Source organism: Roseomonas gilardii, assembly GCF_001941945.1.
Taxonomy (GTDB): Bacteria; Pseudomonadota; Alphaproteobacteria; order Acetobacterales; family Acetobacteraceae; genus Roseomonas.
On record NZ_CP015583.1, the window covers coordinates 366,616 to 379,717 of the forward strand.

At 67.4% G+C, this 13,102-nt stretch carries 12 protein-coding genes and 1 tRNA gene; 6 read left to right on the forward strand and 7 right to left on the reverse strand.

Going from position 1 to position 13,102, the window contains the following annotated elements:
* Nucleotides 1–12 precede the first annotated feature (12 nt).
* The gene (locus RGI145_RS01645) at nt 13–1,002 is read left to right on the forward strand and encodes a LysR family transcriptional regulator (RefSeq protein ID WP_167668220.1); all 990 of its coding nucleotides are present in this window, start codon (nt 13–15) and stop codon (nt 1,000–1,002) included.
* Nucleotides 1,003–1,386: 384 nt separating this feature from the next.
* Here RGI145_RS01645 and RGI145_RS01650 read toward each other — a convergent pair whose 3' ends face one another.
* Nucleotides 1,387–2,742, reverse strand: a complete 1,356-nt coding sequence (locus RGI145_RS01650) for a hypothetical protein (RefSeq protein ID WP_075799741.1) — start codon at nt 2,740–2,742, stop codon at nt 1,387–1,389.
* A gap of 332 nt (nt 2,743–3,074) precedes the next feature.
* Here RGI145_RS01650 and RGI145_RS01655 point away from each other — a divergent pair, with 332 nt between their 5' ends.
* Together RGI145_RS01655 and RGI145_RS01660 are read left to right on the forward strand one after the other, a co-directional pair.
* Nucleotides 3,075–3,518 (forward strand): transposase, encoded by a 444-nt coding sequence (locus RGI145_RS01655; protein WP_083670280.1) that lies wholly within the window; start codon nt 3,075–3,077, stop codon nt 3,516–3,518.
* A gap of 86 nt (nt 3,519–3,604) precedes the next feature.
* On the forward strand, nt 3,605–4,840 hold the full coding sequence (locus RGI145_RS01660; RefSeq protein WP_075796966.1) for an argininosuccinate synthase: 1,236 nt from the start codon (nt 3,605–3,607) through the stop codon (nt 4,838–4,840).
* 112 nt (nt 4,841–4,952) lie between these two features.
* On the opposite strand, the gene RGI145_RS01665 is transcribed toward RGI145_RS01660, so the two are convergent.
* From RGI145_RS01665 to RGI145_RS01685, 5 genes are all read right to left on the reverse strand, one after another.
* Entirely contained in the window at nt 4,953–5,225 is a 273-nt protein-coding gene (locus RGI145_RS01665; protein ID WP_156878398.1) for a hypothetical protein, read from the reverse strand.
* 120 nt (nt 5,226–5,345) lie between these two features.
* Nucleotides 5,346–6,233 (reverse strand): DMT family transporter, encoded by an 888-nt coding sequence (locus RGI145_RS01670; RefSeq protein ID WP_075796968.1) that lies wholly within the window; start codon nt 6,231–6,233, stop codon nt 5,346–5,348.
* A 32-nt stretch (nt 6,234–6,265) separates the two neighbouring features.
* Nucleotides 6,266–7,111, reverse strand: coding sequence for a bifunctional methylenetetrahydrofolate dehydrogenase/methenyltetrahydrofolate cyclohydrolase FolD (gene folD / locus RGI145_RS01675; protein WP_075799742.1), 846 nt, complete (start codon nt 7,109–7,111; stop codon nt 6,266–6,268).
* On the reverse strand, nt 7,108–7,434 hold the full coding sequence (locus RGI145_RS01680; protein WP_237183165.1) for a DUF167 domain-containing protein: 327 nt from the start codon (nt 7,432–7,434) through the stop codon (nt 7,108–7,110). The genes folD and RGI145_RS01680 overlap by 4 nt, the downstream gene beginning before the upstream one ends.
* A 145-nt stretch (nt 7,435–7,579) precedes the next feature.
* Nucleotides 7,580–7,870: a YggT family protein gene (locus RGI145_RS01685; protein ID WP_075796970.1), complete on the reverse strand. Its 291-nt coding sequence runs from the start codon at nt 7,868–7,870 to the stop codon at nt 7,580–7,582.
* 149 nt (nt 7,871–8,019) lie between these two features.
* On the opposite strand from RGI145_RS01685, the gene RGI145_RS01690 reads away from it, so the two are divergent.
* A tRNA-Ala gene (locus RGI145_RS01690) sits at nt 8,020–8,095 on the forward strand.
* A 191-nt stretch (nt 8,096–8,286) separates the two neighbouring features.
* On the opposite strand, the gene RGI145_RS01695 is transcribed toward RGI145_RS01690, so the two are convergent.
* Nucleotides 8,287–9,627: an MFS transporter gene (locus RGI145_RS01695; protein ID WP_075796971.1), complete on the reverse strand. Its 1,341-nt coding sequence runs from the start codon at nt 9,625–9,627 to the stop codon at nt 8,287–8,289.
* 232 nt (nt 9,628–9,859) lie between these two features.
* On the opposite strand from RGI145_RS01695, the gene cyoA reads away from it, so the two are divergent.
* Together cyoA and cyoB are read left to right on the forward strand one after the other, a co-directional pair.
* Complete coding sequence (cyoA, locus tag RGI145_RS01700; protein WP_075796972.1) at nt 9,860–10,942, forward strand: ubiquinol oxidase subunit II; 1,083 nt, start codon at nt 9,860–9,862, stop codon at nt 10,940–10,942.
* Between the two features lie 181 nt (nt 10,943–11,123).
* On the forward strand, nt 11,124–13,097 hold the full coding sequence (gene cyoB, locus RGI145_RS01705; protein WP_418314503.1) for a cytochrome o ubiquinol oxidase subunit I: 1,974 nt from the start codon (nt 11,124–11,126) through the stop codon (nt 13,095–13,097).
* The last annotated feature ends 5 nt before the right edge of the window (nt 13,098–13,102 follow it).

A 13,102-nucleotide genomic window follows, 5' to 3' on the forward strand; every position in this document is an offset into this window, starting at 1 on the left:
CCTCTTCCCACAATGCCCGCGCAGAAACGCACACCCCCAACCACCACCCCACCGAGCAACCCCCCGCCGCCCCACACCCCCGCACCACGCCCCCGCGACCCCGACCGCGCCCTCGCCGATTGGGACCGCCTCCGCACCCTCCTCGCCCTGCGCCGCGGCGGCACCCTCTCCGCCGCTGCCCGCAGCCTCGGCGTCGATCACACCACCATCGCCCGCCGCCTCGACTCCCTCGAACGCGACCTCGACACTCCCCTCTTCACCCGTACCCCGGACGGCTTCACCCCCACCCCCACCGGCGAACAACTCCTCGCCGCCGCCGCCCGTATGGAGGCGGAGGTCACCGGCCTCCTCCGCCGCCTCGACGGCGCCCCCTGCGGCCTCACCGGCACCATCCGCCTCACCACCACCCCCCACCTCGCCACGTCGCTCATCGCCCCCAGCCTCGCCCCCTTCCTGGCCCAGAACCCCGGCCTCCAGGTCGAGCTCGTCGGCGACGCCCGCGCCTTCGACCTCTCGCGGAGAGAGGCCGACCTCGCCCTCCGCCTTTCCCGCCCCGACACCCCCGGCCTCGTCGCCCGCCGCCTCGGCAGCCTCGCCTTCGCCTTCTACGCCGCCGCCCACGACCCCCGCCCCTTCGAGGACCAGCCCTTCCTCGCCTATGGCGACAGCGTCAGCCACGCCGCCATCCACCGCCATTTGGCCGACCTCGTCCCGCCGGAACGCATCGCCCTCCGCGCCAACTCCATGCACGCCTTGCAGGAGGCCGCCCGCACCGGCCTCGGCGCCACCCTCCTCTCCTGCTTCTCCGGCGAATCCGATCCCGCCCTGCGCCGCCTGCCCGCCCCCCGCGCCATGACACCGCTCCCCCTCTGGCTCCTCTTCCACGAGGACCTGCGCCGCAGCCCGCGCCTCCGCGCCGCCGTCGCCTTTCTGGACAGCACCATCGCCGCCCATCGCGGCGCCCTGTTGCCGGTGGGGTTTCCGTTCGATCCGCTAGATTGAGGCTGGGGGGGGGGCGTGCCGCGCCGGGGGAGGGGAGGGGTGTTCCGGCCTCGCGCCGTCCTCGGGGGAAGGCTCCGCCTTGCCCCCGAACCCCCATCCGCCAGGAACCTGAGGTTCCTGGACCTCCCGTTTGCTAGTTCGTATTTGCCAGCGAGGACCGCAATGGATGGGACATCGGACAATAGCTTTTGCTGCGCCTAAGTTCCGCTGTGTGCCCATACTGGACGGTTAGCTTAGCCACCCGGCTTCTCGGAAGCGGATATCTGTCCGTTTGCCAATCGCCGACCGAGGCGGACAGGAAGTGGCTATAGAGAAGGCCCGGTGCCAGACGACGCGGTCTTCCACTATGAGGATATCAAGATTGCCCTGAACCTCGAGCCGCAGCTACACCCACGCATAGCGGAGGTCTTTCACCCAGAGGAGCGTGGAAATGCTGTGCCTGATGGCGTAGGCGGCGCCAAGGCCGAGGGCGTGCTCATGGAACATGCGCTCATTTGCGACAAGCGGGTGTTCGCTGGTGCCGCCTGTCCCTGCCGTGAGCCTGACGATGTGCGACACGTCATTAGCCATATTCTGGCCAATGACCTCGGTGACGGCCACCATGGAACGAGCGGGAACCACAAGTGACGGTCTCAGTTCCCGTGCACCCTGGATGAGACGCATGGCTTCCACGTTGAAGAGGTGGTTCGCGAAGCCAAAGAGGCCTTGCGCGGTTCTGCTACCGTTCCCCTCCGAGTACCACGACCACCACGCCTGAACGGGCGTCCGAACACGCACGAGGGGTGCGAGCGGGGTAGACTGTCCCTCGGCCTGCACCTCCGTCCGACGCCATTCCTCTAAACTCTCGCAGAGGTCTGGGTCGTCGCCTAGTTCCCTGCGGAGTTCCTCCCATTCGTGACGGGTGACGAGAGGGAAGGTGGTCGCCACTGGCGGGCAGTACTCCATGCCTGTTCCGTTCAGCCTCGGGCGCCCATGAATGTAGAAGGGCGATTTTCCGCCGATGGCCGGTGCAGGCCTGATGTAAGTCACTCCGTCAACGTCGAACTGTGTGTCGCGGACCGGCCCTTTTGACGCCTTTGAGAGGCTCTCAGGCCGAAAGAGCTCTGTCATGAAGGCGTCGGTGAGGGCTGACCACGCCTCCCTGACGAAATCGGCCTCACGAAAAGGCACCGCAGCATTTAGAGGAACGATGTCGATTGGCCAAAGAAAGTACCCATCGAAACCGTCAGAGTGGTAGTAGCAGCCGGATACGATGATAACGTCAATCTCGGATGTGTCGTTCCTCGCCCGCGCCGCCGCAAGCGCCGCGATCTGCTGATGGCTTAGTGTAGTGAAGCCATTATTTACGACCCATAGGACGGAGCACACGGCCCCAGGCTCTTCTATCCTCGACTGCTTTAGCTGCTTCGCCGCCTTGGTAACCGCTGTCTTAATCGGGCCTACGACCGCTTGGTCAAACGCTCGGCGTTCTTGCTCCGGGAGGGCCTCACGGTCGAGCACGACGACAGGCCGGTCGAGGGTATGGCTCCGAAAGATGCGCGCGAGCTTCGCTTGGCGATCTGGCTTCTCGAAACCTTCCTCGTCAAGGCACTTGAGTTCAATAATGGAAGTGCCAAGCCGGAAGTCTGCGCCAACGACGTTCCGCACTGTGGGGTCGGCATGGAGCCACGCGCCACCGACCGCTTGGATTGCTGCATGGATGTCCCCCTCGTCCAGGGGGCGAACTTGCATGGCGTCCATCTTGCCGAGGCCTATTGCCATGGTCAGATGGTAGCACGTTAGCAAGTTTCCGGTTGTGGTCGCATAGCGCCCAAGCCGACGGTAACGACGTGGCTTCCTCGGCGCGCACCAGACCCTTGGCAGAGACCGCGATGCCGAGCCCAACGAGTCGGAAGCTCGTTGGTATATTGACAAAAGGAAAATATTCCTATATTTCCTGTATTACCCCTACCCGGAGCTCCCCGCCCCATGCCCAGCTCCCCCACCCTCCCCGACCCCGCCTGGGCCGCCCTGGCCCCCACCTCCCCCCTCTCGCCCCCCAGGGCCGCCGCACGGCCTCCCTCCGCACTCGGATGGAGGCCATCTTCCACCACGCCGCCACCCCCGGCGCCCCTTGGGCTTCCCTCCCGTCACACTACGGCCGCCCCGACACCGTCGCCCGTTTCTTCCGCCGCCTCACCCATGCCGGCCTCTGGCACCGCCTCCTCCGCGCCCTGGCGGATGCACCCCCCTCCCACCCCCTCCGCCTGCTGCAACACGCCATCTGCCGCGCCGCCCGCCTCGCCGCGCGCCTCGGCGGCATGCCCCTCCTCATCCTGATCCGCCGCCTCGGCCTCCGCGCCGCGCTCCCCGCGCCCCCCTGGCTGCTCCCCGATCCCCTTTTGTCCGAAACCGTCGCCCGCCTGCTCCGCACCCTGCCGCTGACGCGCGAAAACCTCCGTTCCCTGATGGCCGTCGCCCGCACCGCCGGTGGCCGCCGCCGCATCCCCCGCTCCGTCCGCCTCTCCTGGCCATGAACCGCGCCCCGCGCGGCCTTGCCCCGCCGCACCGCACGGGCCTAAACCGGCCCTCGCATTCCCATTCAGCAAGGACCGGCGGCGAAATGCGTGTGAAGGACGTGAAGAAGGTTGTGCTGGCCTATTCGGGCGGCCTCGACACCTCGGTCATCCTGAAATGGCTCCAGACGACCTATGGGGCGGAGGTCATCACCTTCACCGCCGATCTGGGACAGGGTGAGGAACTCGGCCCGGCCCGCGACAAGGCGAAGCTCCTGGGCATCAAGGAAGAGAACATCTTCATGGACGATCTCCGGGAGGAGTTCGTCCGCGACTTCGTCTTCCCGATGTTTCGCATGAACGCGCTCTACGAGGGCATGTACCTCCTCGGCACCTCCATCGCCCGCCCCCTGATCGCCAAGCGCCAGATCGAGATCGCGGAGCAGATGGGCGCCGACGCCGTCTCCCACGGCGCCACCGGCAAGGGCAACGACCAGGTCCGGTTCGAGATCGCCTACTACGCCCTCAAGCCGGACGTGAAGGTCATCGCCCCCTGGCGCGAATGGGACCTCACCAGCCGCACGAAGCTCATCGAGTTCGCCGAGCAGCACCAGATCCCCATCGCCAAGGACAAGCGCGGCGAGGCCCCCTTCAGCGTGGACGCCAACCTCCTGCACTCGTCGAGCGAGGGTAAGGTCCTGGAGGAGCCCTGGGACGAGCCCCCCGAGGTCGTCTGGCAGCGCACCATCAGCCCCATGGACGCCCCGGACAAGGTGACCGAGATCACCATCACCTTCGACCAGGGCAACCCCGTCGCCATCAACGGAGAGGCCCTCTCCCCGGCCGCGATGCTCACCAAGCTGAACGCGCTCGGCAAGGAGAACGGCATCGGCCGCCTCGACCTCGTGGAAAACCGCTTCGTCGGCATGAAGTCCCGCGGCTGCTACGAGACCCCGGGCGGCACCATCCTCTACGTGGCGCACCGCGCGATGGAGAGCATCACCCTGGACCGCGAGGCCGCCCACCTCAAGGACAGCCTGATGCCCCGCTATGCCGAGCTGGTCTACAACGGCTTCTGGTTCTCGCCGGAACGCCGCATGCTCCAGGCCCTGGTGGACCAGTCCCAGCACAGCGTCAGCGGCGAGGTCCGGCTCAAGCTCTACAAGGGCAACACCATCGTCACCGGCCGCCGCTCGCCCAACAGCCTCTACTCGATGAAGCACGTGACCTTCGAGGAAGACCAGGGCGCCTACGACCAGTTCGACGCCCAGGGCTTCATCAAGCTGAACGCGCTCCGCCTGCGCCTCGGCGCCATGGCCGGCCGCAAGGGCGGCGCCCTCTGAGACCGCGCCGCGAAAGCCCCGGCTTTCGCGGCCCGACCTCACGCACGGGACTATTGAACCGATCGCGCCTCATATCTCCCGCACGGCGGCATGACACGGGGCAGGGCACTCTTCACCACCCCTGCCACCCATCCGGGTCCGGCGGCCCCAGCCGCCGCACCCAGCCCTGGGCCAGCAGCACGGCAGTCCAGTTCACCACCGGCCGCAGCACCAGGCCGCCCATGATCGCCAGCTTCCAGCCCCCGTTGGGCAGCCACACGAAGGCGATCGCCATCATCAGCAGCCGCCACGCCCAATGCGGCAACCACCAGCCCGGCGGCCGCCACACCGGGCGGCATTCCTGCAACGGGAACTGGTACGGCGAACGCCAGGCGGAATCGGGCATGGCCGATCCTCTCGAAGGATCTCGGTCTGCCCTCCTGGCGATGCCCCGTTCCTATGCCCCCATGCTTAACGAAGCATGAACGCCCCCGCCCGCACGCAACCCCTGGCCCCGGGCGGGCGCTCAGCCCCGCTCCACCGGCCGCACCCGCGCGCGCAACAGCAACAGCAGCCCGATCAGCGTCACGCCGCCCCCGCCCAGGTCGCTCCAGCCGAGTCTCTCTCCCAGGAAGCCCCAGCCGAGCAGCACCGCCACCACAGGGCTGAGAAGCTGCAGAGCCGTGACCGTGGAAGCCGGCAGGCGCCGGAACAGCGTGAACATGATCCCATAGCCGATCACGCCGGACAGCAGGATGCAGTAGCCCAGCGCCAGCACCGTGGCCGGCGCGGCGCTGCCGGGCGGCGCCCCTTCCAGCAGCGGCGCGAGCGCCAGCAGCAGCAGCGCACTGGTCACCGACTGCCCGAAGCTCGCCGCCCAGAGATCCACCCGCCCACGCGCCGGCGCGAAGAGCAGGATGCCCGCCCCCTGCGCCAGCGCACCCGCCAGCGCCAGCCCGAAGCCCAGCATCTCCCCGGCCCCCAGCCCCTGGCCCGCGCGCCCGATCCCCAGCACCGCCACGCCCAGCCAGCCGAGCCCCAGCCCGCCCCAGGCCAGCGGCGCCATCCGCTGCCCCAGGAACAGCACTTCGCCCATCGCCACGAAGAGCGGCGAGCAGGCCGAGATCAGCGCCGTCAGCCCCGAGGCCACATGCGTCGCCGCCGACCAGGACAGCGCCAGATAGCCACCCGTGCCGAGCAGCCCCATCCCCGCCACCCGCAGCAGGTCCGCCCCGCGTGGCAGCCGGTGCCCCCGCGCCAGCATCAGCGCCAGCAGCAGCGGCGCCGTCAGGCCGAAGCGCACCGCCAGCGCCCAGAGCGGCGGCCAGTCCGACACCACAACCTTGGCGGCGTTGAAGGCCGCGCCCCAGATCAGGACGAAGCAGCCCGCCAGCAGCGCATCACCTGCCCGCACGCTGTCTTCCCCTCGTCCGCGTCAGTCGCCGGTCAGGCGCCCCGCCGGCCCAGCGCTGCCTGCAAGGTATTCTCCAGCAGGCAGGCGATGGTCATCGGCCCGACCCCGCCCGGCACGGGCGTGACCGCCCCGGCATGGCCCACCACCTCGCCGAAGGCCACGTCGCCCACCAGCTTGCCATCCGCCCCGCGGTTGATGCCGACATCGATCACCGTGGCCCCATTGGCCACCCAGTCGCCGCGCACCAGTTGCGCCCGGCCCACCGCCGCGACGATGATCTCCGCCCGGCGGCACTCGCTCGCCAGGTCGCGGGTCCGCGAATGCGCCACCGTCACCGTGGCATTGGCCGCCAGCAGCAGCGCCGCCACCGGCTTGCCCACGATGGTGCTGCGCCCGACCACCACCGCCCGCGCCCCGCTCAGGGAGACCTTCGCCTCCTCCAGCAGCAGCATCACGCCGCGCGGCGTGCAGGGCACCAGCCCTGGCCGCCCCAGCGCCAGCGCCCCCTGGTTCACCGGATGAAAACCATCCACGTCCTTGCCCGGGTCCACCGCGTCCAGCACGGCATCCGTGCGGATATGCGCGGGCAGGGGCAACTGCACCAGGATCCCGTCCACCGCCGGGTCGTCGTTCAACCGCCGCACCAGCGCCAGCAGCTCCGCCTCGGTCGTGGCCTCCGGCAGTTGCAGCGTGGCGCTGTCGAACCCTGCCTCCTTTGCCGCCCGGTCCTTGTTGCGCACATAGACGCCGCTGGCCGGGTCGTCGCCCACCCGCACCACGCGCAGGCCGGGGCGGAAGCCGAGCCCGGCCACACGCTCCGCCAGCGCCGCGCGCCGGCGTGCCGCCAGCGCCTTGCCGTCGAGGATCGTGGCAGTCATGCCCATTGCTCCAATATTGCGGCGAGGCTCTTCGCCTCGCCCTCGATTCGGAAGGTCTTCTCGCGCGAGGCGGCGCCCGCCAGCAAGCTGATGGCCGAGGGCGGGACCCGCAGGGCCTCGGCCAGCGTCTCCACCACCGCACGGGTCGCGCGGCCATCCTCCGGCGCCGGGGAAACGGCTACCCGCAGGCGTGGGCCATCCGCTCCTTCCACCACCCCGGTGATGCCGGGCTTCCGCGCCTTGGGTTGCGCCCGCACCCGCAGTTCCAGCCCCTCCGGCACCATTCGCCAGGCAAGGGGGGAGGGAGCACGACCGCCGCTCACGCCGCCCGCTCCCGGTCCTCAGTGTCCGGTGCCGCACCATGCATGGAGAGGTCCAAAGGGGCGGAGCAGGGCCCGGACGGGTCAGGATACCCTTCCATCGAGGGGCCAGGGTGGCTGGAGCGGGCCAAGGCGGACGGAACCGGTCCTAGAAGGCGAGGCGCCAGAGCGTGGTGGCGATGAAGATCCGCAGCGCCTGCAGGACCAGGATCAGGATGACCGGGGAAACGTCGATTCCCCCCAGATTCGGCAGGAAGCGCCGGATCGGCGCCAGGGCCGGCTCGGTGATCCGATAAAGGAAGTCACCGATCGTCCAGACCAGCCGGTTCCGCGTATCGAGGACGCCGAAGGAGGTCAGCATGCTGAAGACGGCTGCGGCGATCAGGACCCAGATGTAAATCCCGATGATCTGATCCACGAGCCAGAACAATGCCGCCATAGGTCGCCTTCCCGGTGTTGGTGTGCGTATCGGCCGCGCGCCGAGGTGCCGAGCCAGGGTGTATGGGGCCAGGGCACGCGGAGCAAGCGCGAGGGGTGCTTGACGGCGGCCTTGTCGTGATGGATAAGCCGCCTCGCCTTAGCGGGCATGGGGCTGTAGCTCAGATGGGAGAGCGCCTCGTTCGCAATGAGGAGGTCAGGGGTTCGATTCCCCTCAGCTCCACCATTCCCGCTCGGCCTCCTTCACCCCTGTATCTTGTCCGCCATGGCGCCTTGCGGTTCCGTGCCCAGGCGGCCTCATTTCCGTGGGTCTGGCTCCAGGTCAAAAACCCCCGGAAGAATTAGGTCTCCCGAGGGCTTCCAAGATCCTGCGCTGTCCTGCGCCCGCCTCCCTGGAAGGAGCCGGCGCTCTCCGGCCTACCGGTCGCGTGTCTCGAACTGCCGGTTGGTCGCCAGGGCAATCACGGTGCAGATCGCGCCGGACAGCAGATAGGCGCCCACCGCCGCCAGCCCGAACCAGTTGGACAGGGCCAGCACCACCAGAGGGGCGAATCCGGCGCCGACCAGCCAGGCAATGTCCGACGTGATGGCCGATCCGGTGTAGCGGTAGCGGCGCTCGAAATTCGAGGCGACGGCGCCACTGGCCTGTCCGAAAGACAGGCCCAGCAGTCCGAAGCCCAGCAGCACGAAGGTCTCCTCGCCACTCCGTCCGCCGCCCAGCAGGAAAGGCGCGATGAAGCTGAAGGCGCCGATCAGCAGCGCACCGATCCCGAGCAGCTTCCGCCGTCCGATCCGGTCGGCCAGAAGACCGGAGATGATCACGGTGACCGCGCAGATAAGCGCCCCCAGCATCTGCACCAGGATGAAGTTCCCCGCGTCGCGGTCCGTGTGCAGCACGATCCAGGCCAGCGGAAAGACCGTCACCAGATGGAACAGCGCGAAGCAGTCGAGCGGCACGAAGGCGCCGATCAGCACGTTGCGGCCATTCGCCCGCAGCATCTCGGTGACGCGAACGGCCTCCAGCTCCTCACGCTCCAGCAGCGAGGAGAATTCCCGCGTGGCCACGAGCCGCAGGCGGGCGAAAAGGGCGACCACGTTGATGGCGAAGGCCACGAAGAAGGGGTAGCGCCAGCCCCACTCCTGGAAATCGGCCTCCGGCAGGGTGGTGGCCAGGAAGGCGAAGAGCGCGCCAGCCAGGATGAAGCCCAAGGGGGCACCCAACTGGGGCATCATCGCATACCAGCCGCGCTTGTTCTGCGGCGCATTGAGCGAAAGGAGCGAGGCCAACCCGTCCCAGGCGCCGCCGAGGGCAAGGCCCTGGCAGAAGCGGAACACCGCCAGCGACACGATGGCGGCCACACCCTTGTCCGCATAGCTGGGCAGGAAGCTGATCGCGGCCGTGGCGCCGCCCAGCAGGAAAAGGGCGACGGTCAGCTTCACGCCGCGGCCATAGGCGCGGTCCACGGCCATGAAGATGAAGGAACCGATCGGCCGGGCGATGAAGGCCAGGGAGAAGATGGCGAAGGAGGCCAGCATCGCCGAGGTGGGATCGGTGTTCGGGAAGAAGAATCGCGGAAAGATCAGCACCGACGCGAGGGCATAGGTGAAGAAGTCGAAGAATTCCGACATGCGCCCGATGACGACACCGAGCGCGATCTGTGCCGGGGAGACCGCGTGATCGTCCTTGTGAACGCGCCGGGCATCCCGCTCCAGTTCCGTCGAGTTCGGGATGCCACGCCTTTCGGTGACCGCTATCAATTTCCACCCTCCCCGTTCCGTCCTACCGGCCGGGAGGCTCCGGCATCCTTCCGGCGGCCCGGATAGCCTTCGCCACAGAAAGATTGCCGATTCGCCTCCAAGTCTATAGGCATCGTTGCAGAGCTCAGCATACAAGGCGAGCCACCGTCCATTGGACAAAATGTCCAATCCCTCCGGAGCCCGTCCTTCCGTAGAAGCTGTGCATCGCACCATAGTTTCACGATCGAGTGGCATGCCCTCCAAGATCCTGCGTACCCTGCCCCTGGTGGCGCTGGCCGCGCTGCTGTCCGGCTGCAAAATGGTGGTCCTGAATCCATCGGGTGACATCGCTGTCCAACAGCGTGACCTGATCGTGATCTCCACCATCCTGATGTTGCTGATCATCGTTCCGGTGATCGTGCTGACCCTGCTGTTCGCCTGGCGCTACCGCGCCTCGAACACCAAGGCGAAGTACGATCCGGAATGGTATCATTCCACGCCCCTGGAAGTGGTCATCTGGGCCGCGCCCCTGACGATCATCATCGCGCTCGGCGCGGTGACCTGGGTCGGCACCCACCTGCTCGATCCCTTCCGCCCGCTCTCGCGCATCGACGCGCAGCGGCCGGTGACGGAGGACATGAAGCCCCTGGAGATCCAGGTCGTGTCCCTCGACTGGAAGTGGCTCTTCATCTACCCGGAGCAGGGGATCGCCACGGTCAACGAGGTGGCCGCCCCGGTGGACGTGCCGATCAACTTCCGGATCACCTCCTCGGCCCTGATGAACTCCTTCTCCATCCCGGCCCTGGCCGGGCAGATCTACTCGATGCCCGGCATGGAGACGAAGCTGCACGCGGTGATCAACAAGCCGGGCAGCTATCAGGGCTTCTCGGCCAACTACAGCGGCGCCGGCTTCTCCGACATGCACTTCCAGTTCAAGGGCATGAGCCAGGAGGAGTTCGGCCGCTGGGTGGTGGAGGCCAAGACCTCCAACGAGGACCTGACCCGCGCCGCCTACCTCCAGCTGGAACGCCCCAGCCTGAAGGAGCCCGTGCGCCGCTTCCGCACCGTCGATCCCGAGCTCTTCGCCGCCATCCTGGACCGCTGCGTGGACACCAACCGGATGTGCCAGAGCCAGATGATGCGCATCGATGCCAATGGCGGGCTCGGCCCGGCAGGTACCTTCAACGTGGCCAGCCGCCTGGCGGCATCCCGCCAGAAGGGCGAGGCGGCGGAAGCCCGGGCGGAGGACCGCAACGCGCCCCGCCAGCGCTATGTGATGGCCCTCTGCACCCCCGCCGACCCCTATGGCCGTGCCCAGGCCGAGGCCGCGAATTGACATCCTCCGCTCGCCGCCGGCTCCCCGCCGGCGGCCGACCCATCCCGCCGGGTAGCCGCTTCTCCTCCCATAGGGGAGCCCCGGTGGCCCGTGAAACCGGCCGGCCCTTCCAGGGTCCGGCCCTCGATCACGAAGTGATAGAGTAGACCCAATGTCCTCCAGCACGGACCTCGCGACACTCTTGTTCGGGCGGCTCTCGCTCGAATCGATCCCGTACCACGAACCGATCCTGATCGTGACCTTCCTCGGCGTGGCCATCGGTGGCCTCGCCCTGCTTGGCGCGCTCACCTATTTCCGCCTCTGGGGCTATCTCTGGAACGAGTGGTTCACCTCGGTGGACCACAAGAAGATCGGGGTCATGTACGTGATCCTGGCCATCATCATGCTGCTGCGCGGCTTCGCCGACGCGGTCATGATGCGGGCCCAGCAGGCCATCGCCTTCAACGGCTCCGAAGGCTACCTGCCGCCGCACCACTACGACCAGGTCTTCACCGCCCATGGCGTGATCATGATCTTCTTCATGGCCATGCCGCTGGTGACCGGCCTGATGAACTTCGTGGTGCCGCTGCAGATCGGCGCCCGCGACGTGGCCTTCCCGTTCCTGAACAACTTCAGCTTCTGGATGACCACGGCCGGCGCCGTGCTGGTCATGATGTCGCTGTTCATCGGCGAGTTCGCCCAGACCGGCTGGCTGGCCTATCCGCCGCTCTCCGGCTACGAGGCCAATCCCGGGGTCGGGGTCGACTATTACATATGGGCCTTGCAGATCGCGGGCATCGGCACCTTGCTATCGGGCGTCAACCTGATCGCGACGATCGTGAAGATGCGCGCGCCGGGCATGACCATGATGAAGCTGCCCGTCTTCACCTGGACCGCTCTCTGCACCAACGTGCTGATCGTCGCGGCCTTCCCGGTGCTGACCGCGGTGCTGGCCCTGCTCTCGCTTGACCGCTACGTGGGGACGAACTTCTTCACCGCCGATCTCGGCGGCAACCCCATGATGTACGTGAACCTGATCTGGATCTGGGGCCATCCAGAGGTCTACATCCTGATCCTGCCGGCCTTCGGCGTGTTCTCGGAGGTGGTCTCCACCTTCTGCTCGAAGCGCCTCTTCGGCTACACCTCCATGGTCTACGCCACGGTGGTGATCACCATCCTGTCCTACCTGGTCTGGCTGCACCACTTCTTCACCATGGGCTCCGGCGCCAGCGTGAACTCCTTCTTCGGCATCACGACGATGATCATCTCGATCCCGACGGGTGCCAAGCTGTTCAACTGGCTCTTCACCATGTACCGCGGCCGTATCCGGTTCGAGGTGCCGATGCTCTGGACGGTCGGCTTCATGGTGACCTTCACCATCGGCGGCATGTCCGGCGTGATGCTCGCCATCCCGCCGGCCGACTTCCAGTTCCACAACACGCTGTTCCTGATCGCCCACTTCCACAACGTCATCATCGGCGGCGTGGTCTTCGGCATGCTGGCCGGCATCACCTACTGGTTCCCCAAGGCTTTCGGCTTCAAGCTCGATCCCTTCTGGGGCAAGATGTCCTTCTGGTTCTGGCTGATCGGCTTCTACTTCGCCTTCATGCCGCTCTATGTCCTGGGGCTGATGGGCGTGACGCGCCGCGTGAACCACTTCGACGACCCGTCGCTGCAGATCTGGTTCATCATCGCCGCCTTCGGCGCCTTCCTGATTGCGCTCGGCATCCTGAGCTTCATCATCCAGCTGGTGGTGAGCTTCATGAAGCGCGACCAGCTGCGCGACGTGACCGGCGATCCCTGGAACGGCCGTACCCTGGAATGGGCGACCTCCTCGCCGCCGCCGGAGTACAACTTCGCCTTCACCCCGGTGATCCACAGCCATGACGCGTGGTGGGACATGAAGCAGCGTGGCCACGAGCACCCGCAGGGTGGCTACCGTCCGATCCACATGCCCAAGGGCACCGGCGCGGGCATCATCCTGGCCGGCCTGTCGCTGGTCTTCGGCTTCGCGATGATCTGGTACATGTGGTGGCTGGCGGCGCTGAGCTTCGTGGCCATCCTGGTCGCCGCGATCGTCCATACCTTCAACTACAACCGTGACTTCTACATCCCTGCGGATGTGGTGGCGCGGACGGAACAGGCCCGCGCGGCCGCCATGGCGGCGGGGGAGTGAGCGGC

Coding starts and splice junctions, on each gene's coding strand:
- RGI145_RS01645 (WP_167668220.1), top strand. CDS start 13: ATGCCCGCGCAGAAACGCACACCCCCAACCACCACCCCACCGAGCAAC.
- RGI145_RS01650 (WP_075799741.1), bottom strand. CDS start 2,742: ATGGACGCCATGCAAGTTCGCCCCCTGGACGAGGGGGACATCCATGCA.
- RGI145_RS01655 (WP_083670280.1), top strand. CDS start 3,075: ATGGAGGCCATCTTCCACCACGCCGCCACCCCCGGCGCCCCTTGGGCT.
- RGI145_RS01660 (WP_075796966.1), top strand. CDS start 3,605: ATGCGTGTGAAGGACGTGAAGAAGGTTGTGCTGGCCTATTCGGGCGGC.
- RGI145_RS01665 (WP_156878398.1), bottom strand. CDS start 5,225: ATGCCCGATTCCGCCTGGCGTTCGCCGTACCAGTTCCCGTTGCAGGAA.
- folD (WP_075799742.1), bottom strand. CDS start 7,111: ATGACTGCCACGATCCTCGACGGCAAGGCGCTGGCGGCACGCCGGCGC.
- RGI145_RS01685 (WP_075796970.1), bottom strand. CDS start 7,870: ATGGCGGCATTGTTCTGGCTCGTGGATCAGATCATCGGGATTTACATC.
- cyoA (WP_075796972.1), top strand. CDS start 9,860: ATGCCCTCCAAGATCCTGCGTACCCTGCCCCTGGTGGCGCTGGCCGCG.